The sequence below is a fragment of the Nostoc sp. 'Peltigera membranacea cyanobiont' 232 genome (assembly GCF_002245985.1).
Lineage (GTDB): Bacteria > Cyanobacteriota > Cyanobacteriia > Cyanobacteriales > Nostocaceae > Nostoc.
This window is the reverse complement of the sequence record NZ_NOLK01000121.1, coordinates 1-24,701: the sequence shown is the minus strand read 5'-3', so window position 1 is coordinate 24,701 and position 24,701 is coordinate 1. Positions and strand designations below refer to the sequence as shown.

Annotated in this window: 21 protein-coding genes; 14 read left to right on the top strand and 7 right to left on the bottom strand. The window is 43.3% G+C overall.

Going from position 1 to position 24,701, the window contains the following annotated elements:
• Positions 1 to 419: 419 nt before the first annotated feature.
• Complete coding sequence (locus CDG79_RS29120; RefSeq protein ID WP_094345237.1) at positions 420 to 812, bottom strand: peptidoglycan-binding domain-containing protein; 393 nt, start codon at positions 810 to 812, stop codon at positions 420 to 422.
• A 257-nt stretch (positions 813 to 1,069) separates the two neighbouring features.
• On the bottom strand, positions 1,070 to 2,587 hold the full coding sequence (locus CDG79_RS29115) for a DUF3131 domain-containing protein (RefSeq protein WP_189525176.1): 1,518 nt from the start codon (positions 2,585 to 2,587) through the stop codon (positions 1,070 to 1,072).
• 150 nt (positions 2,588 to 2,737) lie between these two features.
• Between CDG79_RS29115 and CDG79_RS29110 the strand changes: the two genes are divergently transcribed.
• Positions 2,738 to 3,313, top strand: coding sequence for a TIGR04376 family protein (locus tag CDG79_RS29110; protein ID WP_094345236.1), 576 nt, complete (start codon positions 2,738 to 2,740; stop codon positions 3,311 to 3,313).
• Positions 3,314 to 3,618: 305 nt separating this feature from the next.
• Here the strand turns inward: CDG79_RS29110 and CDG79_RS29105 are convergent, their stop codons facing one another.
• A complete protein-coding gene (locus tag CDG79_RS29105) occupies positions 3,619 to 4,383 on the bottom strand; it encodes a hypothetical protein (protein ID WP_094345235.1) in 765 nt (254 codons plus the stop codon).
• 967 nt (positions 4,384 to 5,350) lie between these two features.
• Between CDG79_RS29105 and CDG79_RS29100 the strand changes: the two genes are divergently transcribed.
• Positions 5,351 to 5,911 (top strand): nitrate transporter, encoded by a 561-nt coding sequence (locus CDG79_RS29100; RefSeq protein WP_094345234.1) that lies wholly within the window; start codon positions 5,351 to 5,353, stop codon positions 5,909 to 5,911.
• Positions 5,912 to 5,914: 3 nt separating this feature from the next.
• Here CDG79_RS29100 and CDG79_RS29095 read toward each other — a convergent pair whose 3' ends face one another.
• Complete coding sequence (locus tag CDG79_RS29095) at positions 5,915 to 7,312, bottom strand: hypothetical protein (RefSeq protein ID WP_094345233.1); 1,398 nt, start codon at positions 7,310 to 7,312, stop codon at positions 5,915 to 5,917.
• A gap of 632 nt (positions 7,313 to 7,944) precedes the next feature.
• Here CDG79_RS29095 and CDG79_RS29090 point away from each other — a divergent pair.
• The 5 genes from CDG79_RS29090 (at position 7,945) to CDG79_RS45000 (ending at position 12,863) form a co-directional block, all read left to right on the top strand.
• Positions 7,945 to 8,568 carry a (2Fe-2S)-binding protein gene (locus CDG79_RS29090; protein WP_094345232.1) on the top strand — a complete coding sequence of 208 codons (624 nt, stop codon included), beginning with the start codon at positions 7,945 to 7,947 and terminating at the stop codon, positions 8,566 to 8,568.
• On the top strand, positions 8,555 to 9,538 hold the full coding sequence (locus CDG79_RS29085; protein WP_094345231.1) for an FAD binding domain-containing protein: 984 nt from the start codon (positions 8,555 to 8,557) through the stop codon (positions 9,536 to 9,538). Before CDG79_RS29090 ends, CDG79_RS29085 begins: the two co-directional genes overlap by 14 nt.
• Positions 9,535 to 11,748: a xanthine dehydrogenase family protein molybdopterin-binding subunit gene (locus CDG79_RS29080; RefSeq protein WP_094345230.1), complete on the top strand. Its 2,214-nt coding sequence runs from the start codon at positions 9,535 to 9,537 to the stop codon at positions 11,746 to 11,748. Before CDG79_RS29085 ends, CDG79_RS29080 begins: the two co-directional genes overlap by 4 nt.
• A 516-nt stretch (positions 11,749 to 12,264) precedes the next feature.
• Positions 12,265 to 12,642 carry a DUF6632 domain-containing protein gene (locus CDG79_RS29075; RefSeq protein ID WP_094345229.1) on the top strand — a complete coding sequence of 126 codons (378 nt, stop codon included), beginning with the start codon at positions 12,265 to 12,267 and terminating at the stop codon, positions 12,640 to 12,642.
• A gap of 86 nt (positions 12,643 to 12,728) precedes the next feature.
• On the top strand, positions 12,729 to 12,863 hold the full coding sequence (locus CDG79_RS45000) for a hypothetical protein (protein WP_262985845.1): 135 nt from the start codon (positions 12,729 to 12,731) through the stop codon (positions 12,861 to 12,863).
• Positions 12,864 to 13,187: 324 nt separating this feature from the next.
• Here CDG79_RS45000 and CDG79_RS29070 read toward each other — a convergent pair whose 3' ends face one another.
• Positions 13,188 to 14,003, bottom strand: coding sequence for a class I SAM-dependent methyltransferase (locus CDG79_RS29070; RefSeq protein ID WP_094345228.1), 816 nt, complete (start codon positions 14,001 to 14,003; stop codon positions 13,188 to 13,190).
• Positions 14,004 to 14,351: 348 nt separating this feature from the next.
• Between CDG79_RS29070 and CDG79_RS29065 the strand changes: the two genes are divergently transcribed.
• From CDG79_RS29065 to CDG79_RS29040, 7 genes are all read left to right on the top strand, one after another.
• Positions 14,352 to 15,422: an aldo/keto reductase gene (locus tag CDG79_RS29065; RefSeq protein ID WP_094345227.1), complete on the top strand. Its 1,071-nt coding sequence runs from the start codon at positions 14,352 to 14,354 to the stop codon at positions 15,420 to 15,422.
• Positions 15,423 to 15,857: 435 nt separating this feature from the next.
• Positions 15,858 to 16,508: a DUF4142 domain-containing protein gene (locus tag CDG79_RS29060; RefSeq protein WP_094345226.1), complete on the top strand. Its 651-nt coding sequence runs from the start codon at positions 15,858 to 15,860 to the stop codon at positions 16,506 to 16,508.
• Positions 16,509 to 16,537: 29 nt separating this feature from the next.
• Complete coding sequence (locus CDG79_RS29055) at positions 16,538 to 17,854, top strand: Gfo/Idh/MocA family protein (protein WP_094345225.1); 1,317 nt, start codon at positions 16,538 to 16,540, stop codon at positions 17,852 to 17,854.
• 41 nt (positions 17,855 to 17,895) lie between these two features.
• Entirely contained in the window at positions 17,896 to 17,985 is a 90-nt protein-coding gene (locus CDG79_RS44135; RefSeq protein WP_317616619.1) for a hypothetical protein, read from the top strand.
• Positions 17,986 to 18,162: 177 nt separating this feature from the next.
• Positions 18,163 to 19,320: an XdhC family protein gene (locus CDG79_RS29050; RefSeq protein ID WP_094345224.1), complete on the top strand. Its 1,158-nt coding sequence runs from the start codon at positions 18,163 to 18,165 to the stop codon at positions 19,318 to 19,320.
• A gap of 9 nt (positions 19,321 to 19,329) precedes the next feature.
• Positions 19,330 to 19,998: a nucleotidyltransferase family protein gene (locus CDG79_RS29045; protein WP_094345223.1), complete on the top strand. Its 669-nt coding sequence runs from the start codon at positions 19,330 to 19,332 to the stop codon at positions 19,996 to 19,998.
• A 117-nt stretch (positions 19,999 to 20,115) separates the two neighbouring features.
• On the top strand, positions 20,116 to 22,458 hold the full coding sequence (locus CDG79_RS29040; RefSeq protein WP_094345222.1) for a glycoside hydrolase family 31 protein: 2,343 nt from the start codon (positions 20,116 to 20,118) through the stop codon (positions 22,456 to 22,458).
• Between the two features lie 477 nt (positions 22,459 to 22,935).
• Here the strand turns inward: CDG79_RS29040 and CDG79_RS29035 are convergent, their stop codons facing one another.
• A complete protein-coding gene (locus CDG79_RS29035; RefSeq protein WP_094345221.1) occupies positions 22,936 to 24,450 on the bottom strand; it encodes a trehalase family glycosidase in 1,515 nt (504 codons plus the stop codon).
• Positions 24,447 to 24,701 (bottom strand): hypothetical protein (locus tag CDG79_RS44130; RefSeq protein WP_223278378.1); only part of this gene is annotated, 255 nt, incomplete at its 5' end. The genes CDG79_RS29035 and CDG79_RS44130, both read right to left, overlap by 4 nt.

Sequence of the window (24,701 nt, the reverse complement as noted above, 5' to 3'; positions counted from 1 at the left end):
CTGTCGCTAACACATCCTACATATTTTTTCAGCCATCAAACCGGATTCCTATATAGGATTACTATTTGATTTTTGAACGAAATTATCTATTGTAGGGTGTGTTAGAACGGAGTTCGTAACGCACTATTTTCACGGGTTTGATGCGTTACGCTGTCGCTAACACATCCTACGGATATTTTCAGAAATCAAACCGGATTCCTATATATGTAGTTTTGCATAAGTTATAAAAATATTAAAATGCCTACGAGATAGTCGTAGGCAATATCCAGATAAAAAAGGTTGATTTAATATGCTCCATACCCAAAAACTCCATCCCGCAAGTGGGTGGAGTTTTTCATCGTTCTTTTATGATCTGTATCAAAGTTGGCGTTGTTTAGTAGTTTTACTTTAACTCTAGTAAACAAGTTAAGTAAATCATCTTATTTGAGAGCAGCCAAAGTCCGGTGTCCAAGTATGCCATCTGCTCTTAATCCTTTAGACTTCTGAAATTTGATCACTGCTGAACGTGTTTTGTTATCAAAGACACCATTCACATTTGCAGTATAGAATCCTTGTTGTTTTAAAGCATTCTGAGCAGTTTTGACTGCTTCTCCCCTGCTGCCTACTGTGAGTGCAGTACTATGGTTAGCCTTGTGCTTGGCATTAAGCTTATGGACAGCATTAGGCTTTTTCATCATATTGCCTTGCTGAGGATTTTGTGCCACTTGAGTCGCAGCAATCGGATTGTGGCTTTTATTATTGGTTAAAGAGTAAGCAGGTACAGCAGTAGCTAAAGTCAAAGCAGGGATCAAAGCAAGTAGTTTCCAATTCATCTTTTTTTTCCTTCTAAACTATGATTTTGCAATTTTGATTTGAAGATTTATGCTATCGGGGTTTGTACCTGATAACGATTCTCTTCGAGCGATTCTGGTGTGTGGATTTGCTATGGGGCGAGTCTATTTTTTAACCCAGAGCTTTACTATCACACGGCATATTGACAGAGGCATTACAAAACTGTGACAAAACCATGAATAATTTATACTTCTATGGAAGGTAAGCTTTTTCATGGTCTTATAATCTCAACTGTAGCTTACGGTGTTCTAATAGTCATCTGGGTTAACTTCTGACTTTTAACCCCTGCCCAAACGGTAAGTGGTTGTCCGACCTGTTTATACAGCAAGCTTTCTAAAATCACGCCATTATTGTTCGCGGTGAGAGTTTTATTCGGCTGATGGAGAGATTCATAAAAGCCGTTGTACCAACCATCTTTAGAGTTAAGGTTAGCTTGGACAAAATTAAATAGCTGGCTAGTGTAAGTAGTGTTGTAAAGTACATGCCAGCCGATCGCAGCTTTGGCACTGAGAAATCGCAAATCGTTGTGTTTTTGTTGGGTATCTGTGATAGTTGCCCAAGGTTCCCCGTTCACAAACAAGCTGCTGTAAACAAAGTATGGCGGACGATCTAAGTTGTCTTCGGTGACAGCAGTTAATTGTTTTGTGGCTTCATAACGCGCTACTTGAGCAGCTAAAATCCGATCGGCATAAGCTTTAGGCAAAGCTTGAAACCCAGTTTCGATGCCATCTAAAATGTAGGGTTCGCTGAGAACATAGTTATTAGCTCCAGAGTTTTTAAAGTCGCGGCGATCGTAAGGAATTCCTTGTCCGTACAGATCCACAAAGGCAGCATTGGTCTGATAATCCAATGCTTGTGTAACATTCAAGCCCCAAAGCTTTAAACCATAAGCAGCATAATTCTCATAGCCCAAGCGCCCTTCTTGGTTGTATTGTTCTTTGCCTTTAATAACGGCAGTACCGTACATTTGTCCATTTTTGGTTAGACGCAAGACTAGCCAATGTTTCCAAACTGCCTCTGTTTCTAGTCGCAATTGTGGATACTTTGCCCCGACAACTTTCAGCCAGATTGCCATCCGCCCTAAATCGATGGCTGACCAACCAATTTCTTCGCGTTTTTCTAGTTGACCATAATTAACGGGTACAAGGGTTTTGGTATTGTAGACCTTATTGGGTAGTTCGCCTTTGTATAAGGGCATTGATGCCAGTGTTTTCAACATTTTGCTCATTTTGGCTTCAAATTCAGCCGCAGGCACGATATTGAGTTCTTTAGCACTAACTAAGGCTGCGATCGCTGCTGTCTGATCCCACATACTGACAGAGGCAAAGCCATCAACGGAATTGACTAAACCAGTTTCATCATTCCAGTTGCGCTGGAAGTATAACCAAGCCTGACGAGCGGTTTTCGTTTCCTCTGGGGTCAGTTTTCCGACTCCCGGAGCAACATAAGGAATTATGGCTACTGTTAGTTGGTTTTTCGGAATGGATTGACCTGGCAAAACTACAGATTTAGCATCAAGGCTGGCAACTATTTCGGTTGCTTTAGCACCAGAGACAGGGTTTTGTGGTTTCTCTGGTTGTACTAACTGGCCTGAAGCAGTTTTGGATGTTGATATTTCAGGTTTTTCTATGGAAGCCTTAGAAAGTTGCTTAGACCAAACATTCAAAATTGCGATCGCTATTACAGCCGTAACTACTCCTCCTACAGTAGCTAGCATGGACAAGCTCTTAGGTGGTGGTTGAAAATCTGAACTCATACTTAATTAAAGCCTTATTTTATAAGTCAGCGTTGTTTGCGTAGTTTCACCAAATACATTCTTCCCAACTTTGAAATCTAACTAACACCCAGAAGTCCACCTGACTACTACAATAAAATAGTCACGCACCCGATCTCTGGAGTTCTAGCAGTGGGCTTATTTGATGATTTGAGTCGGTTTTTAGAAAACCGTTTAGAAGAATTCTTGCGTAACAATCCACATTTGGAGTTAGAGGCGCTGCTAGAACAGCTGCGTGAGCAAGAAGAAGACACATTAAAGCTGATCGCAGATTTACAATTACAAGAGAAGCGATCGCAAGAAGAAATTCTCTCCACCGCTCAAGAAATTCAGCGTTGGCATATCCGCGTTCAAAAAGCCAAAAACGCTGATAGAGAAGATTTGGCCACTGCGGCGGGTGAGCGAGAAGCAGCCCTATTGCGCGAAGGGAATCAGCGTTGGGGACACATGCAAGGGCTGAAAGAACGCATTAACCAATCTCAAGAACTACTGCACAAAATTCAGCAACGCCGACAGGAGGTGCAAGCCAAAGCAGCCGTTGCACAGACAGCCCGCGAGCAAGCGCAAACTCAGCAGCGTTTTGAAACCAGTGGTTGGTCAAATAAAACTAGCAATTATTCTAGTGGTTTTGATGACTTAGAAGATAAGTTCCGTAGCTGGGAAACTCAAGATGAGTTAGAACAAATGAAGCGCAATCTAGGGAAATAATCTTACAGGCATATTTATAGCACTAGCCCTTTCAAGGTAGGTAAAAATCTTACTCGATAAATTCTTCTTTAATCTCTTAAACCCGGTTATCTGTGCCTCTATAGTTCAATAAAAATTTTTTGACCGTAGAGACGCATAAGGTGCAGAGATCAAAAAGAAATTGTACAAGTTACCTTGAAAGGGCTAGTCCTAAATACTATTAATTTGTTGCAACAATTCACAAATCTTTTTCAGAAATTGCCCCACTTAATTATACGTTGGCACAAATGCAAGCATTATCAAGTGGGATCAAAGTTCAAAAGCTGTTATTGACCAGAACCGCTTTTAGTAGTATCACTTGTGGTAGAAGAACCACCATTAGATGTACTATTTGACTGGTCTGCTCCTTGAGGTGGAGTAGTTTTAGAGGCATCATTTTTCGTACTTGGGGTGACAGTATTAGTAGAAGTACCGCCCTCATTTTGCAAAGTAGAAGTATTACTCGTTGGACTTTGTGTCGCTTTAGGGGTTGGCTGGATTACAGAAGGCGCTTTTTCTGCCGCAGGCTGCTGGGGTGGAATAGTAATATTAATATTTGGTTGGCGAGGTGCAGGCGGTACAACCTGCTGTTGTGGTACAGGTACAGCTACAGGTACAGGTACTTCCCTAGTTCTTTCGATTATTGTCGTTTGTGGTTGAGGAGATGCAGAGGCGCTAGGGGTTGGACTGCTGCTATTACTCGGTACAGGAACCAAAACCGGTACAGTATTGTCAACTGCTGCCTTATTACTCTGGTTGAAGTACCAGACCCCACCTATAATCAAACCAAGCAGAGAAGTAACGATAATACCCAACAACAAACCACCACTAGCATTCTTCTCGTCACGCTCGGCTAAATCGGCTTGCTGGTATGTACGCTCACTATTCCGACCTTCTACATAACCGTTTTGGTAAGAATTGGGATTAGCTGTGCTGTTGTTAACCGTTTCACTGCTTCGTGTCAGATGGGTGTGAGTATTACCATTTGTATCAGTGTAAGATTCTTGCTTGACTTCACTGCTTTTGATTTCGCGTTCGTTTGGAATAGACATAGCTGTTGATTTCACTCCTGAATACGATATTGAGAAACTAAAACTTTGTAAAAACAAGAGGTTTTAATGAGTTGAAAGATATATGTTGCTGATAAAAATTGAGTTTTATTTGCTACCCAACTGTTGGTAATCATCAGAATAACCTCCAAGATCGGCAACCGGCTCTATCTCTAGAGAGTTAATACTTAATCTAAAGAAAGAGTATCCCAAAGATGGATGTTATTACAGTGTTACCTAATGGCTAGTACCGCAAGCCGGAATTCAAAATTAATGCAGCGTAAGCGTTTCGTTGATTTGGAATGGTCTGTTTATTTCCGCCGTGTTGTACTAGCCGTAACACACCCTAACTTTTTATTTACTTTATAAATAGGCTCTAATATTTAGGATTAGCCCCTTTAAGTTGTTGTGTAAAAGTCCTAATTTATCTATGTACTTGGTTTATCCCTGCTTTTCTCATTTTTGAATAAAAAAAGATGCACTGATATTTCTCAGATTACTGTAAAATATTTTCTAATAATTCTGTATTGCTAATAACAAATATTGCTAATTATTTAATATTAAAAGTTTTATATATTCATCTTTTTAACGATTAAATCTAAGATTTCTCCCAACGACAAAGGGCAAAATCTAAAATCTCCCTAAGCTAGATTTGGTAAAGCTTCACAAAGAATTTGTACTACAATCATCAAGGAAGTTAAATCTGGAAATTGTATTTAATTTACTAATCAGGATTTATTTTTCTGATAAAGTTTACTAAAGTCAAGTTTTACCTCTTCTTTGTATTACTACTCGCACATCGTAATAATACTTAAGTGATTTTGATTAATCGTCAACGGCGAGAAGATATAAAAATCTTGTACTTTTCAACGATAACGTGTAATTTAGCACATTTTTCTCTCTACTATTTGGTGTTGTTGCCGCAGTGTTTTCTAAATGTTTTCCATGAGAACTGAGGCAGAGATAATATATGTTTTTAGACATTTTAGCTAGCCTACAACGGTTATTTGTGGGTTATATTCCAGCCGCCGTCTTGGGTAGTTTTATCGGATATCTAGTAGGGATGAATAGCATGATTTATCAGCTATTTCGGCTGATATTTCAGATACCACATAGCATCCCTCCTATAGCTTTGCTACCTATTGCTTTAATAGTGTTTCAAGAGAGCGAATCGGCTGCTACTTCAGTAGTTTTTATCGGAACTCTCTGGACGATGATTATTAATACGGCAATCGGTATGCGGCATTTTCATAGGCAGAATAATAACTTTCGAGTAGCTATATTCCATATATTTCATGCCTTGAAAGTTAGTATTTGGGTAGCCTGGTTTATAGTTATTGCTATAGAAATGTTAACAGGGCCAAAAGGACTTGGCTTTACCCTCTGGGAAGCTTATAAAGCTGGGAATGTTGATTATATAATCCAGGTGATTCTCTACATTGGTATCATTGGCTTTTTGCTGGATCAGTTACTAGATTTCGCAGCCTATATTCTGTCACAAATGGTATCAGATGGGAAAAAATCTTCCTAAATTTTATCTAGGCTTGCGGATTGCACCCTGCCAGCTAATAGTTTGCTTGGCAGAACGTATTCCCAAAGAACGAGTTGCTACGACTTCAATATCAACGTTGACACCAGGGCGTAAAGCTTCGTCAGGAATTTTGAGTTTACCCAAAGCTAGAGTAAAACGGTTGTAGTCACGAGTCACAAGTTCGTTGGGAATATCTCCTTCATATTCAGTTTTGTAGCTAGAAGAACCGTACAAGTTATCCTTTGCTAAGAATTTGATGCGAAACTGAGTATTAATAGCATCAGATTTTGCTGCCAAATCAACTATTTTTAAGTTGAGGTTTTGTCCAGCTTCAGCAAACTCTGCTACAGCTAACCGGGTGACATCTTTCTTAGGAATGGCATGGTTAACGGTAAATGTTGTTAAGTTAGCTTCATTTTTGGTGTTACCATCAACCCATAAGTCCTCGGCAAAAGTTACTTCTACTTGTTTGTTGTCAGTTAAATTCAGTGTGACAGCTTGATTGCCAAAGCTGGTGATGGGTTGTCTTTCTTGCCAAACTATTTGAAAAGTTTCTTCTAGACGCTGTTCAAACTCTCGATAATCATCTGCGATCGCAGTTCCAGGCGCAAGTAGAGAAGCTGCTCCAATGCGTTGATTCCACTTGTTCTTTGAGAGGTTTACTGGTTTGTTTGTCAATTCCGAAATTGCTAGCTGCACTGTTGGAGTATCAGAGGCCAAAGCTTCCTTGCTATTCACAATACTTAAAGTTCCTAAGCGCCCTTGGCTACCATCGCTACCATCACTACCATCTCGCCCATCGTTACCGTCGCTACATCGATAAGTCTTATCACTACACTTATAATCAGAGCTACCAGGCGTTCCTGTACAAGTTTTCACTTCCCAACTTCGCCTGTGACAGTGACAACCTTCTGTACCGTTTCCACCTCTACCCCCGCGTCCGCCTTCCCCGCCAGTTGCGCGGACAGAAATGTTTCGTAAGTCTGCCAAATTGCTGTAATACACTGTGAGGGAACCTCCATTTCCCCCATCTCCTCCCCTACCACCGTTACCGCCATTGCCACCATTTGGTGCATTTATATCATGGCTGACGCGGGCATCGCGTTGATAACCACAGTCAGGTCGATCGCCATGTTCGCCATCTTCCCCGTCTTCACCATCTTTACCTGATAAGTCAAGATTTACGGGTGAACCATTGACAACAATATTTTGGTTTTCACCGCTTCTACCCGATCGCCCATCGGTTCCTATGCGTCCATCTCTGCCATCATTTCTGGCTACTTTATAGTATTCGTCAGAGGCAACGGCTGGACATAGAACTGAACCAGAAGCAGGTAAAAAGCTCGTAAATAAGCAGAATGTCAGCAGTAGTGGCAGGTTACTCCTAAAACCATTGTGCATCTAGTTACACCTAAAACTTTAGTTGAATTATCTACTATTGACGCTGACTTTCAACAATTTGCTCCCTTTTGTCCACAGAATTCTCGGTCAAGGGAAAGTACAAAGACATAGCTTGAAATAGGGAAGAGTTCACTCTTGATGGAAAGAGGTTTTTATGCCCTCATTATGGACTACTCTCTGTAGATGTCTAGCGTGGAAATTTTAAAAATAAATGATTGTGTTAACAGTAATTGCTTCAAAAATAGTAAGGCTAATTAATTAAATTAAATACTTTTAATAATAATTCTGAAATCTTCTTAAATCATCCGCCACTGGTACATAATTTATGCTGAATTGTGACTCCTGACTCCTGACTCCTGAATTCTGGTTTGATAAAATTTAACTGTTCTATCGAATGAAAACATTGTTAATTCCAGAACAGGATAATAATTGATGATACTTATGGCATAAATCTTTTGATAGAGAGACGAGAACAAGATGAAATTGTATTCTGTTAACAATGTCATTTTGAGGAAAACGCTTGCTTGTAAGAAAGAGTTGTTTTTACAAAGAATTTAAGCTATGAAAATTACTCAATATTATTACCAAGAAAAATAGAATTATTACCAACAAAAACAGAATGGAGTCAAAAGATGAAGTTTAGGCTAAAACGCCGCAGGCTGGGTCAATTAATGTTCGTCAGCACAGTAGCGGCTACGACCAGTAATTTTGTGGAAAAAAGTGTAGCACAAACTCCGGTCAAAAAAACCACTCCAATGCTGAAAAGTTCGATACCTGAAACTATGAAGGTGACGCTAAAAGTGAACGGAACAGCACATAGTTTGCAGATTGAATCGCGTGTTACTTTACTTGATGCACTACGGGAATACATTGGGCTAACTGGTAGTAAAAAAGGTTGCGACCACGGTCAATGCGGTGCTTGTACGGTGCTGGTTGATGGGCGGCGTGTTAACTCATGCCTGACTTTTGCCATTATGCACACAGATGCTGCCATCACAACTATTGAGGGACTGGAGCAAGGAAATAATTTGCACCCGATGCAAGCTGCGTTTGTTGCCCGCGATGCATTTCAGTGCGGCTACTGCACACCGGGACAAATTTGTTCGGCAGTGGGTTTAGTCAAAGAAGGACACGCTAAATCAGATGCCGACATTCGGGAATTGATGAGCGGTAATATTTGCCGTTGCGGTGCTTATCCAAATATCGTGGCTGCTGTCCGCGATGTCTTAGAAGGAAAAAAAGATGCAGCCGTTTAACTATAAAAAAGCGGGACAAGCTGAGAATGCTGTGGCTTTGGTGGCTCCCGATGCCGAAGCTTCGTATCTTGCAGGTGGTACCAGCCTAATCGATTTGATGAAGCTGAATGTTCAGATGCCAAAAGAGTTGGTTGATATTAACCCACTCCCACTAAGCAAGATAGAAATGCAAGGTAACAGTCTGCGGATTGGAGCAATGGCACGCAATAGTGACGTTGCTTATGATGCGATAATTCAACAGCGTTACCCTGTGCTGTCAGAAGCGTTATTGTCTGGAGCATCACCGCAACTACGAAACATGGCAACGGTGGGCGGAAATTTACTACAACGTACCCGGTGCTACTACTTCCGCGACACTTCAATGCCTTGCAATAAGCGCGTTCCCGGTTCCGGTTGTGCGGCCATTGAGGGTTATAATCGCATCCACGCGATTCTCGGTGGCAGCGATCGCTGTATTGCCACTCATCCTTCCGACATGGCGGTGGCAATGGTGGCACTTGATGCAGTTGTGCAAACACGCTCTCCCAATGGAGAGCGCAGTATTCCCCTTGTAGATTTTCATCTCTTACCTGGCGAGACACCCGAACGGGAGACAGTTCTCCAACACGGAGAGTTAATTGTTGCCGTTGACTTGCCTGCTTCAAACTTTGCGAAGCGATCGCACTATCTAAAAGTCCGCGATCGCGCCTCTTATGCCTTTGCAATGGCATCAGTAGCGGCGGCGTTGGATATTCAAAATGGGATCATTCGCTCGGCACGCATTGCTTTAGGTGGGGTAGGAACAAAGCCTTGGCGTGCTTACGATGCGGAAAAAGCGCTTTTGAATAAGCCAGCAAACCAGGCAACATTTCAAGCAGCAGCAAATGCCGCCGTTGCTGGAGCTAAACCTCAAAAATACAACGCATTTAAGGTCGAACTGACTAGACGCACCATTGTTAAGGCGCTGGCAACGGTAGGAGGGATGGCATGAATACAGGCGATAAAAATACAGTTGTTGGCAAACCCCTGAATCGAGTTGATGGGCATTTGAAGGTGACTGGTGGCGCACGCTATGCGGCTGAGTTTCCGGTAGCAAAAATGACTTATGGCGTGACAATTCAAAGCACGATCGCTAAAGGTAAGATTGCCCAAATCGATACCAAGGCGGCGGAGCAAGTACCGGGTGTATTAGCAGTTATTACTCACCTCAACGCGCCCAAAGCTGATGGAGAAAAGGGCGGCGGTAGCAAGCTGCAAGTGCTGCAAGATAACGTTGTGCTTTATAGCGGTCAGCACATTGGTGTCGTGGTTGCCGATACCTTTGAACGAGCAATGTATGCTGCCTCGCTGGTGCAAGTCCGCTATGACGAAGAAAAACCGACCATTAATATGCGGGAGAATCTCGCGAAGGCATACTTACCTAAAGGTAAAATCCCTAGAGAAGAATCGCCCGATTCAGCGCACGGCAATGTCAATCAGGGACTAGCGACTGCTGCTGTCCGCGTCGAGCAAACCTATACTACACCAATCGAAAATCACAATCCGATGGAGCCTCACGCCACAACAGCAGTTTGGCAAGGCGATCAATTGTTGCTATATGACGCAACTCAGGGAATCTTTTCGGCTCAACAAAAAGTTGCGGGGGTATTAGGAATTGAGCCAGAGAAAGTCCGCGTTATGTCTTACTTTGTTGGCGGTGGCTTTGGTTGCAAAGGGTCGGCTTGGTCGCATGTGCCACTAGCAGCGATCGCAGCCCGACAGGTTAATCGCCCAGTAAAATTAGTTCTGGGACGAATACAAATGTATGGGCCTGTGGGCTTTCGACCAGAGACAATTCAACAAGTTTCTCTAGGTGCAACCCGCGACGGAAAATTGACCGCGCTGCGACACACTGGCACTTCCCAGACTTCAACCTTCGATGAATTTATCGAACCTGTTGGTAAAAGCGCCCGCATGATTTACGCTTGCCCGAATATCGAAACTAGCCATCGTCTAGTTCAGATCGATCAGGGAACACCAACCTATATGCGGGCCCCAGGCGAAGCTTCTGGGTCGTTCGCCTTAGAATCGGCAATGGACGAACTAGCTTATGCGCTCAATATCGATCCGGTAGAACTGCGTCTGCGTAACCATGCGGATGTCGATCCTACTAAAGGACTGCCTTGGTCGAGCAAGTCACTCATCCAATGCTACAAGCTAGGAGCAGAAAAGTTTGGCTGGCAAAAGCGCAATCCTAAGCCCCGTTCGATGCGAGACGGCAATTATTTGATTGGTTGGGGGATGGCGACAGCTACTTATCCTACCAATCGTTCTGCGGCATCGGCGATCGCTCAAATTATGGCGGACGGCACAGCAGTTGTGCAAAGCGGTTCTCAAGATATTGGTACGGGAACTTATACTGTCATGACTCAAGTTGCAGCTGAGGCGCTTGGTCTACCAGTTGAGAAAGTTCGCTTTGAACTAGGCGATACTAAGATGCCAAAAACCCCTGTTTCCGGTGGTTCACAAACCGCCGCTAGTGTAAGTTCGGCTGTGCATTTAGCGGGAAATCAAGCTCGCAGTAAGCTTTTGCAACTAGCACTTGCCGATCAAAAATCACCGCTTTATAGTTCAAAGGCTGAGGATGTGATTGCCGAAAATGGCAGCTTTTTCTTAAAAAATAAATCCTCCGCCAGCGAAACATATCAAGCAATCTTGGCACGACATGGAATGAAAGCGATCGAAGCGCGTGCAGATGCCAAACCTGGAGACGAACAAAAGAAGTTCTCAATGCACTCATTTGGATCGCAATTTGCCGAAGTTCGCGTTAACCCTGATTCTGGCGAAGTGCGAGTAACGCGCTGGGTGGGAAGCTTTGGTGTTGGACGCATACTCAACGCTAAAACAGCCAACAGTCAACTCATCGGTGGAATTGTCTACGGTATCGGTATGGCACTGATGGAACATACGGTAATAGACCCGAATTTCGGACGGGTTGTTAACCATGATTTAGCTGAGTATCACGTACCAGTGAATGCAGATGTTCCCGATATTCAGGTGTTGTTTGTCGATGAACGCGATCCACATATCAACCCGCTTGGTGTTAAGGGGATTGGTGAAATTGGCATTACCGGTACTGCGGCGGCGATCGCCAACGCCGTTTATCATGCCACAGGCAAGCGCGTTCGTGATTTGCCAATCACATTAGATAAACTGCTGTAGATATAGCGATCGCTCGTTTTTAAATTCCATCAAAATTGATTAACTGGCGATCGCTTCTAGCGGGCGGTTACACCATCGCAACTGCCTTTTTACGAGAAGGACGCTTGCGGTCTGATTTTTTCTTCTGGTATCTTGGTACATTAAATGTATCCATTGGAACTCAACAACTATCAGTAATATAAACTTTTAAAATTGATCGAGCTTTAATAATGCATTGACTTGCATTCATAATGCATTGACTTGCATTCATAATGCATCGACTTGCATTCATAATGCATCGACTTGCATTCATAATGCATCGACTTGCATTCATAATGCATCGACTTGCATTCATAATGCATTGACTTGCATTCATAACGCATCGACTTGCACTCACAGTTGAATCAGTTTTAAACTACAAAGAGCATTAAAATTTTTAACACTCCAAAGCTGAAGTATCACTAGTGGGAATACAATCAGAAGATTATCCAGTTTTGTTAATAGAGACTGCACTAGAAAATAGCGGAGGTTAAAGCAATGGATGGGCGCGATCGGTACTTACGAATCGCTCTGGTTCTTTTTGGAATAGCTTTTTTACTTATCTATCCGCTAACTCAGGTCTGGGCATCGGGCTGGTTATGGCAACCAGGTCAGCACGAATACGAACAGATGATCGCTGGTGTTTATGCGACGCTTGGTGTCTTTTTGCTGTTGGCTTCAAGGCAACCAGAAGCTTACCTCAGTTTAATCTGGTTCACCGTCTGGTCAAGTTTAGTCCACGGGCTAATTATGGCGGTACATGCAGTAATTGACCCTGTTGAACATGGACACCTGTTTGGTGATATTCCAGCATTGTTCTTGGTAGCAATTGTCCTGGGCTTTTTAGCGCCTCGCAAAGTGGTGTCAAGTACGTGAATGGGCATGGAATTCGATCAAAAAGCACCTTCAAACAACACCTACCGAAGGCGCGATCGCATCTCTCATAAACTGCAACGCGAATAATGCAAAACGCATTAATCAATGCAGCAACGACAACGGCATATTTAAACGGACACGGATTGTCTCATCAGGCGCAACAGTCAATGCACCACGATCTGGAGCAAGCGCATCAACAGAGTCGCGGATTTGAAGTGTAATTTCTACAATTGCGATCGGCAGCCTTTTTCCTGTGGCAGCAAGCTTATGGCGATTATAATGTAAGGGACTTCCAANTTAAAAAAATATCCAATTTTGTAGGGTGCGTTAGCGACAGCGTAACGCACCGCCAGATATCTCGGTGCGTTACGGCTTTCGCCTAACACACCCTACTGTATATTTTATTTTTTGGAAGTCCCTAACTCTTGAATTCTTAAAAATGAGTTGAACAACCAAATTGAGCGGCGATCGACTAAGTGTAACGCTAGACAGAAAGAATTTGCACATCCGCTCCAATGACTTGTTCTGCTGCGTCATTAACCAGCTTATCCATCTTTTCGGGCAACGTGAACAGCAGAAAGAAATGAGAGGTGTACACTGTCTCCAAAGTTCCTCAGCTTTTCCCGCAATCCTGTAAATAGCAACTCCTTTGCCTTTGGCTCTAGTCTCCTAAAGGTACTTAATAGCTTAAGGTAGTTATCAATGCTGTACGTAACCTCACACGCGATTTGCTCAGTCACCAACTCCTTAAAATAACCAGAGTCTAGAATGTCTTGCTCAAACCCTCTCAAAATTTCCGCTTGAGTTTCCGCACCTTCATACCGCACAAGTGAGGGAACATAGGCTTGATACACTTCCTCGATCGCTTGGTAAACTTCGTATTTCGGTTCAGCGGTCAGATTCCATAGCAGGATGAGAAACCCGTTGTCGCGTAATGCTGTCGCTGCCTTGGCATACCGAATCTCTGACGGTATCCAGTGAAAGGCATTAGCAGATAGAACGGCATTGAACTGTTTTGCTTCCACTTCCCACTCCTCAAATGAGGTGTTCTGGATTGCAACGTTTGGATAGGCTGCACAGTTGCGTTGTGCCAAATGACAAAAATCCTGGTTTGGCTCAAGACACGTCATTGGAAAACCAAATTGAGCAAAAGCTACCGTTGCATTTCCTGGCCCACAACCGACCTCAAGAATCGATGCATCTGAGGAAAGTTGGGCTAAAACGACAGACCGCTCGATCAGTTCCTTTGGATATTGTGGTCTGGCGTTGTAATAAATATCAGCAACGGGAGAATACCAATTCCTTCGCTGTTCTAAATCTATAGAAGCTCTGGCATTTATTTCTTGTTTAGAGTCTTGCATAAGCTAGTTTTATCAGCTTTTGAGTCCAACTTCATTTTATTTAGGGAACTCCAAAAAATAAATTATCCCAATTTCTAGACTTAACATGATTATTCCTCCCCCTGCTCCCTGCCTACAAAGCAATGGGATATTTTTTAGTTGAAAGTCCCTTAAAAACTGTTTTCCTCCTGCCCTTTAACTCCTACCTTTATCGATAAAGTTTTAAATAAAGCAAGCTTAAACAAAAGGTAAGCATTGTGAATGCATCTTACGGAGTAAGTTTCAAAACACACCTTAGTTAGATTCTCTGTGCCATATAGCCGTGATACTATTCAGGCTCATTCCTGTTGTTGCTTTTAGGAGACAATTATGGAAATCAGTAGACGCAGTTTATTAAAAACTGCTTCCGCTTCGGGATTAGTAGCAGCAGGACTTGCAGTTTCGGAAGGATTTTTGCAGCCCCTTCTTGCCCAAACAGAACCAGTTGATGAAAAGACTCAACTGTTAACTCAAAATTCAGCCACTCCAACTCGACGCGGCGAAATGTTGTATCGCAACCTTGGACGCACCGGAGAACAAGTATCTGTAATTGGTTTGGGTGGGTATCACATTGGAAGTATTAAAGAGGAGCAAGAAAGTATCAAGCTGATCCGCAGCGCCATCGATCGCGGCATCAACTTTATGGATAACTCTTGGGATTATCACAACGGACGTAGCCATCGGTGGATGGGAAATGCTCTTAAAAATGGTTATCGCGACAAAGTTTTCCTAATGACAAAAATTGATGGTCGCAGTAAAAGCGCTGCCAAAATGCAGATTGATGAATCGCTCAAAGATTTGCAAGTCGATCGCATTGATTTAATGCAGCATCATGAAATACTGCGCTTTGAAGACCCCGATCGCGTCTTTGCTCCTGGCGGCTCAATGGAAGCAGTTGTTGAGGCGCAGAAGGCGGGCAAAATTCGTTATATCGGCTTTACAGGACACAAAAATCCCCTGATTCATCTTCAGATGTTAGAAACTGCCACACAAAATGGTTTTCGCTTTGACACTGTACAGATGCCCTTAAATGTAATGGATGCCCATTTTAGAAGTTTTGAACACCAGGTTTTACCTGTGTTAGTCAAAAATAATATTGGCGTGCTGGGAATGAAATCGATCGGAGAGTCTTACATTCTCAGAAGTAACACCGTTAGTGCGATCGAGTGCCTGCACTACGCAATGAATTTGCCAACGTCAGTTGTAATTACGGGCATTGATAGCATGGAAATTTTAGACCAGGCATTTGAGGCAGTTCGCACGTTTGAGCCAATGGATCGCGCACGAGTTACAGCCCTGTTAGCGCGTACCCGTGAGGCAGCAGCTAAAGGGCAATATGAACGATATAAGACCACAAACCAAAATGATAGTACAGCAACGAATCCAGCTTATCTTGGGTAAATATTAATACTATATTTAAGCGTTTGTTTATGCAAACAGCGATGTCTACCACGGGCTAAGACTACGCAATTTTGTAGGTGTGAGTTACATCAAGTTTCTGGTTTTATGCATATCCTCTTAAAATCAATTCTTATGTAAGTTGACTTGATGCATTTTTACAAAAACCCAGAGGATTCATTACTATCTCTGTCTTGATTGCTGCTGAGTCTATCGATTGGAAGATGTATTTATCCTCAAAACTTCGATGATGTGAAGGGGGGGTACAAACAGGTTGACTTCGATCCACTTTGTGTCTGCTAAAAAGATCGCTATTTCCTTCAAGTAAGACACCATCTAAAACATCATTAAATTATTCAATAAAACTTGGAAGCGATCGTGTCCGATCGCTACGGTTTTGATTACAAAATACAGCTTTATCTAAGGAGAGCATTGATTATGTCCAAGTTCAAAATATTCTCTACTGGTTTAGTAGCGATCGCCTTATCTGCGGCGACTGGTTGCACACCAACTACCCCCCATGACCAGAATACATCGCAAGTTCCACCTGCTAACTCTGTGCAAGCGACTGAGAGTCCATCACCAACTGCATCACCAACTACATCGGGGCAAAATACCCTTAGTTCTTCAGACAGAAAGTTCATCACTGAAGCGGCTGTTGGTGGTTTAGCAGAAGTCCAACTAGGACAACTGGCATCACAACGGGGAACTAGCAATACAGTCAAACAGTATGGACAGCGTATGGTTCAAGATCATACCCAAGTCAACAATCAACTCAAACAGTTAGCGACTCAGAAAGGTGTCACGTTGCCAACTACTATCGACAGCAAAAATCAGCAAGTGAAGCAACGTTTGTCCAAGCTTTCTGGTACTAACTTCGATCGCCAATATCTGAATCAAATGCTTCAAGATCATCAAAAGGATGTCGCTGCATTTCAAAGTCAAGCTCAACAGGGACAAGATCCAGACGTGAAAGCATTTGCGGCTCAAGCGCTACCAACCCTCCAAGAACACCTGCAACAAGTTAGTTCCATTGTTAATCCTGGTGCAACTTCAACTAGCACCCCAACACCAACCAGCACTCCGTAAGTCCAAAATTTCATCATTAAGGAACCAGAATGTCTGAATTGTTTAAAGGAGAATTTTCTCGTCGTCAGATTCTAACAACTGCTGGATTAGGAGCTATTTCAGCCGCCGCACTTGGTAGTATGGGCGAAGAGGTTGCTGCCCAACAACCGACTGGGCAAGCTACCCCACGCGGAGGTTCTTTGCCACCTCAGATTAAGTTTGCGCCGATCTCGGAAAAGACTGAAGTCGATACGGGCGGGCCTCCGACTGCATTGCCACCAGAGCGACGCTTAGGATTTGCGATCGTTGGACTGGGTAGACTAGCATTGGAAGAAATCATGCCTGCGTTTGCAGAATGTAAACTAGCAAAGCCAACTGCATTAGTTAGTGGTGATGCTGCCAAAGCAAATCTTGTTGCCCAGCAGTATGGCATTAAACCGCAGAATGTTTACAACTATCAGAATTACGACAATCTCCGCAACAATTCAGACGTTGATGTAATCTATATTGTACTGCCCAACAGTATGCACCGGGAATATACGGTGCGTGGTGCTAAAGCCGGGAAGCATATCTTGTGTGAAAAGCCAATGGCAACCACGGTTGAAGATGCTCAACAGATGATCGACGCGTGTAAACAAGCCGATCGCAAGTTGATGATTGCTTATCGGTGCCAATACGAGCCGCACCATCGCGCCATGATTCAGATGATTCGCAGCAAAGAATTGGGCACTGTGAAGGTGATTCAGGCAGATAACGGACAAAATCAGGGCGGGGACTTAAATCAGTGGCGGTTAAAACGCGCTCTCGCTGGAGGTGGATCTTTACCAGATGTGGGAATCTACTGCTTGAACGCAACTCGCTATTTGACGGGAGAAGAACCGATCGCAATTAGCGCCCAAGTCTTCACCACTCCTGGCGATCCGCGCTTCAAAGAAGTGGAAGAAAACGTTACTTTTCAACTGCGGTTTCCCAGTGGAGTGCTGGGAATTTGCTCAACTAGCTACGGCTTTCATGAAGCGCGGCGGTTTCGCGTCTTCGGCTCTGATGCTTGGGGACAAATCGATCCGGGGTTCTCTTACAACGGTTTGCGGATGATGATTTCGCGCAAATCACCAAGCAACAGCATGGCAGAAAACATCAGTGAAGTGCGGATAGGTGAAAAAAACCAGTTTGCCTTAGAAATCGATCACATGGCAGATTGCGTGATTCAGAATAAACAACCCCATACACCTGGGGAAGAAGGTTTGCAAGACCAAAAACTAATAGCCTTGATTTACGAAGCCGCACAAACAGGCAAAACGATCGCTCTACCTCGTGTGTCAGGATTGGATGTAACTCGTGGCCCCGCTCCTAGAGCGCTTCAATAAATACGTGCATACCGCGAGCAATTGGGCCAGCGATCGCAGGTTTGATTTTGGTAGCAGCAAATGCGGGAGTCGTCTTTTTGATTAATGCCCTCTCCTTTGTCGAGGTAATTATTATTCTTTACTGTTGGTAGTGCAAACCGTTTTATGAAAGCGCCCTGTCCGCAGAACGAGTATTAGATTCTATCAGTTATTTCTCACATGATTTATGCTCACCAATCCCAAGAAGTACGAGCTTAGAAAAGACCTCCGATGAATTGCGATCGTTCTATCGTTAATGTCCTACTATAAATAGAAAAATAAGCAGTCAAATGAACGAATTACAAGCAATCTTAGAAGGCTTTGAGTCCAGTCAAAAAAGTGGTGAAATGACTTTTCTTGCCACTGTAGTCAAAACTCAAGGTTCAACTTATCGCCGACCGGGTGCCAAAATGTTGATGACAGATACAGGTCTGATTATTGGCACAATCAGCGCTGGTTGCTTGGAGAACGACGTATTTGAGTATACAAAACAACGAATGTCGGACGGTAAACCAATTGTTGTTACTTACGATAGCACTGCCTCTGAAGATATTCTTTGGGGCTTTGGTCTGGGGTGTAATGGGATAGTGCAAGTTCTTATCGAACGGCTGGAGACAGAAAGTACACTCAATGCGATCGCTTTTACGCAAGAGTGTTTTCATCAAAAACATTTGGGTATTATTGCTACAGTCTTTGCTTTTGAAGGCGGGGTAGATGTTAAACTTGGGTCGCGCTTATTGCTGTATCCAAATGGTAAAATTCTCACTGATATTAAAGATCCAAATTTAATTAAATATCTGAGTGCAGATACTCAAGCAGCCCTTGCTAATCAAAAGTCAAGTGTAAAAAACTATCAATTACCTTTAGGCAGTGCAGAAGTTTTCATCGAAGTCATCCAACCCCCTACACCATTAGTAATATTTGGTGCAGGTTATGACGCTGTACCAGTAGCCCAGTTTGCTCAAGCATTAGGTTGGGAAGTTACTGTCGTCGATTGTCGAGCTAATGAGGCAACTAAAGTGCGATTCTCTCCGCCTTGTAATGTGATTCTTAGCAATCGAGATATTGTACATAAACAAGTTTTGATAACCGATCGCACAGTGGCTGTAGTGATGACTCATAATTATCTTGACGATCTAGAAATTTTAAATGTAATGCTACCATCTCCTGCACGCTACATTGGCATTTTAGGGCCAAAGCATCGCACAGAAAGATTGCTTCAAGATTTATCGACAGAAAAAATAGTTACTACTAGCGAACAATTAAATAGATTGTATAGTCCTATTGGTATTGATATCGGCGCAGATACACCCGAAGAAATAGCGATCGCCATCATTGCAGAAATTCAAGCAGTGCTAACAAACCGTCAGAGTAATTTTTTAAAAAATCGTAATCAACCAATTCATCAAAATTATCAAAGTAACTTAAATCTCTTATTAGCGACATAGTATTTATCTATGGTATCGACCACCGATCAAAAAGAAACTGAAACATCAAGTATAGCTATTATTATTCTTGCGGCGGGTGCATCTACCCGTATGGGCACACCAAAACAACTCTTGCTTTATCAGGGACGGAGTTTTGTACATCACATCACAGAAATTGCGATCGCTTCAGTTTGTCAACCTGCGATCGTAGTACTTGGAGCAAATGCAGAACAGATTTCTCCCCAAATTAAGCAACTTCCCATTAAAGTAGTTAAAAACCTGGATTGGGCTTGTGGAATGAGTGCTTCCATCAAAAGCGGTATTGAATTGCTAAATAATCTTCCACAAAAAATAGAGGCAGTAGTTATTACACTTTGCGACCAGCCATTCGTTTCTTCCCAAATTATTAATCGACTGGTTGATGCGTATTATTCGAGTAAAAAACCAATTATTGCTTGCGAATATGGGGAGACATTAGGTGTACCCGCTCTATTTAGTCAGAGATTTTTTTCAGAACTTGCTGCTTTGAAAGAGACTTCAGGAGCAAAAAAAGTTATTAATAATAACCTGGATGAAGTGTTTTCTATTCCGTTTCCTCTAGGGAGTATCGATATTGATACACCAAAAGATTATGAACAATTGCTATTAATGACCAGAGCGGCTGATGAAGTTCAGGTCAACAGGAAGTCCCTAAGTTAAGGAAATCTCCCATCCAAAGTAAAGTTAGATATATGCTATGCCTAAAGATACACGCTTTTTGGTAGTAATTTATGTGAATCTCAATTGGGGAAAGTCGTTATCTTTGAATCAGGGATTATGCCACAATACTTTGGACAACTGCACACAACCGAAGCGCCTTGGTCAATTCTTGGGGCAGTACAAGCAATACAACAAAATGAGCGCCATATCCTCTTGCAGTGCGGTGGCCCCTGTCTAACAGTTAGTGTGCTAGCAGCAAACTTAATTCGGGTACGGATGACCCCAAGTGGTGAATTTCTCTCCAGGCGATCGTGGGCGGTAACACAAGCTGATGAAGAATGGCCTGCTGTGCCCTTTGAACTGCGGGAAAAAGCAGAGACTATAGAAATTGAAACTGAGCAATTGTGTATTGTCGTGTCCCGCAATCCTTGTCGTATCCAATTCTTTGACTCAGCAGGACAGCCCTTTGCTCACGATACAGACTTAGGTATGGGGTGGCGGGCTGGTGCTGTTGCTGGCTGGAAACGGATTGAATCTGACGAACATTTCTATGGCTTTGGCGAACCTACTGGTTTACTAGATCAGCGATCGAAAGTCAAAACCAACTGGGCATCAGATGCGATCGATTACGGCATCATGACAGACAGTATGTATGAGGCAATTCCCTTTTTCATCGCCTTGCGACCTGGGTTGGGGTACGGGCTTTTTTTTAATACTACTTATTGGAGCCGATTTGATCTGGGCGCACAACAGCCTGGAGTCTGGCAAATGGAGACTGAGGGGAGTGAACTAGATTACTACATTATTTATGGGCCTGAACCTGCAAAAATTATCCAAACCTACACCCAACTAACCGGACGGATGCCTTTGCCACCTCGATGGTCATTGGGTTATCACCAATGTCGCTGGAGTTACGAGTCACAAGATATAGTACGCAAACTAGCTGATGAATTTCGTCAGCGTCGCATTCCCTGTGATGTTATTCATTTAGATATTGATTATATGAATGGCTACCGGGTTTTTACCTGGAGTCCCAAGCGATTTGCCGATCCTCAAAAATTAATCCAAAATCTGAAACAAGATGGATTTAAAGTAGTGACGATTGTCGATCCGGGAGTCAAATACGAGCCAGAAGCAGATTACAAAGTCTTTGACGAAGGATTAAAAAATAACTATTTTATCAGAAAAACTAATGGTCAGTTATTTCACGGCTATGTTTGGCCAGACAAAGCTGTTTTTCCTGATTACCTACGGACTGAAGTTAGAGATTGGTGGGGAAATTGGCAAAGCAGTCTAACTGATATTGGTGTTGCCGGCATCTGGAACGATATGAATGAACCCGCACTTGATGACCGTCCATTCGGCGATCCTGGTAACAAAATTTCCTTTCCTCTTGATGCACCGCAGGGCCCAACTGACGAGATAACCACCCACAAGGAAACCCACAATCTTTATGGGCTAATGATGGCACAGGCATCTTATCAAGGAGCTAAAATATCTCGTCCAACTGAACGCTCTTTTGTATTGACACGTTCTGGATATGCCGGCATTCAACGCTGGTCAGCTATATGGACAGGAGACAATCAATCTCTGTGGGAACACTTAGAAATGTCCATACCAATGCTTTGTAACCTGGGTTTATCGGGTGTTGCCTTTGTCGGTAGTGATATTGGAGGGTTTGCCGGGAACGCTACGGCTGAACTATTTGCTCGTTGGATGCAACTAGGAATGCTTTACCCCTTGATGCGTGGACATTCAGCATTAACTACTGCACAGCATGAGCCTTGGGTATTTGGCGATCGCATCGAAAAAATCTGCCGCGATTACATTGAACTCCGTTATCAACTACTACCTTACATTTACACTCTTTTTTGGTTAGCTGCAACTACTGGCGCACCAATTCTTCGCCCACTTCTCTATCATTTCCCCAACGATCCAAAGACCTTTTCTCTAGCCGATCAAGTAATGCTTGGCCCCTCCTTACTAGCAGCACCAATTTACCGTCCCGGTGTTGAACATCGTGCCGTCTATTTGCCTGAAGGTTGTTGGTACGATTGGTGGAGTGGGGAGGAATTTACAGGGCCAACTCACATTCTTGCTTATGCACCATTGGAGAAAATGCCGTTATATGTTCGTGCTGGCTCGATTATTGCGATCGCACCAGTAATGCAACATGTAGATGAACATCCCATAGACCAAATGCGGCTGCGAATCTGGAAGGGCGTTGGTGAGTTTACCCTTTATGAAGATGATGGTCATACTTTTGAGTACCAAACAGGAGCCTTTTCCACCACAACTTACCGCGTTTATTCCGAACAGCAAAGAACCATTGTTGAGATTGCAGCCAGAGAAGGCGAGTTTTCACCTATAACCCGTGAAACCATTGTGGAATTAGTCGGCGTTGGCGAACAGAATTTTCTAGATGATGGTACTGCCCATCGGTTGGAATTTTCTACTTAGGCAGATCCATGATGTGGTAATTGTATGATTATGTCGCCAGCTTGCGATCGTGGCATTCATAATAGATAAAGATAAAGCCACTTTTGTCAATCAGTTAAAATACTCAAAAAATTCCTAATAAAATCGGATGTGAGCAAGAAGCAAGCAATAATTGTCTCTTCCTCACATCTAAACTCTCTTGGCTTTCTTTTACTTTTAGCTCAATACGATTCAGTTGAGCATTTTTCTCTTCTCTCTGAGTCCTCTGTGCCTCTGCGGTTTAACAAACAGTTTTAACTTTAACAAAATTACCTTGATAGACTACTAGTACACCACGGCGTAAATAAAGCTACTATTTCAAATCAACGAAAGGCTTACGCTGTATTCATTTTGAATTTTGAATTTTGAATTTTGAATTCCGCCTTGCGGTACTAGCACTGTGTTTATATCCCGCCCTGAACTTCAGTTCAGGGCGAGATGTCGATTAGTGTAAAAGTTTCACTTTTTCCCACGGGCTGCTAGGAGTTCTAGAATTACTCCATTTGTCCAGCCAAAGCCAACTTCGTTAGAACTGTATCCAAAGGAAATATCGTCAGAAACGTTGGCAGAACAGCGTTCAACATCATATTTCTCAACTAGGGTGTTGTGACGCTCGAATTCTTTAACCACCATAGCCAGAAATTTATTGGCAATGCGATCGCCTTCTGTATGAAACCCATAACGGTGAAGTCCTTGCACAGCAATTAATGTCAGTGGTGCCCAACCGAAGGGAGCATCCCATTGGTTTCCGGTGACATGAGTACTGGTAAGAATTCCGCCTGGGGCTTCAAACAAAGAGAGATTTTCCACGACGCGCTGGGCTTGGGCTTGAGAAGAAATTCCTAGCCACAGGGGATAGAATGTGGTGGCAAATTCGTAGCAACGGCGTTTTCCACTCTGGAAGTGATAGTCGCAATAGAGTCCTCGTTCTTCATTCCAGAGAAATTGATCGATCCGATCGCGCCGATATCCGCCGCGATCGCGCCATTGTTTTTCTAGTTGTTCGTTCCCTAAAATAGCGTTAATTTGCGCTAAGTCTTGTTCTACCTGATATAGCAAAGTGTTGAGGCACACAGGAGCATAGTGGAGGATATCAGCACTGAAGGGGCCAAATCGGTTGGTGATATCAAAACCGGACTCGCGCATGGTGCGATCGGCTTTGTAAAATAGGTGAGTCAGTTTATCATTTTCCCGATCGTAGTAAAGATTAACGTCGTAATCTTCAACCTCATTGGTTTGGTAATATTCCTTGACGCGATCGTAGTGGCTTTTTCCCTCCTCATCTCGCTCGGAGAACACAACTTCTGGCGCGGGGCCTTCGCCAAAGGCATAAAATCTGGATAAGCCGGTTCCAGGATTCAAATGGGGCGGTACTACCCAGTAATAGTAAAATTGTTCTAGCAGGGGTACGGTTGATCTCAACCACTCTTCATCCTGGGTGTGCTGGAATAATGCCAAAACCATCATGCTGAGGACAGGGGGTTGCGATCGCGACAGCATATAAGTCCGGTTGGCATTGAGGATAGTGCCGTAATGCTTCACCTGGTACAATAATTGGTCAACCTGGCTTTGTGCTAGATCCCATTCTTCATCGTGCAAAAGTCCCAGTAATATAAAGTAGCTGTCCCAGCCATACATTTCGTTAAATCGACCACCTGGTACGACATAAGGGCCTGGTAGGTATAGTAAACCATGCTGTTTAATCGCTTCGACTTCTGAGGGCAAAGTGCGAATTTCTAGCTGTTGCATATCCTTGGAAGATAGCGATCGCTCTAACACTGTCTGAATGTCGGGACAATCTTCTAAGGGGGAAATGTAGACGATCCAGGGAGTATCGGTTTTGTGGTCTAGTTTGGTATCCTTTGCAGATTTTAATAAGTGTTCGTGCGATCGCGTTAAGGTTTTCCAAGTCTTTTTGATATGGGCCCGCACGTTGTCAATCTGCGTGGTGGTAAGTGCTAGGGGAGTGGTCATAATTTAATTTGACAGGGTGTGAGGAGTTTGGAAGGATTTTTTAAACGCAGAGAGACGCATTCGCGTTGGCGTAGCCTCTCGCAGAGAAGAAAACCGCAGAAGTACACAAAGGTTTTACGCCCGCATTTCTCACAAGCTTCAGGCGTTTGATAGAGCAGAGGGGCAGAGGGGCAGAGGGGCAGAGGGGAAAGAACTTGGTATTTTTGTTCTCTCCCCTGCTCCCCTGCTCCCCTGCTCCCCTGCTCCCCTGC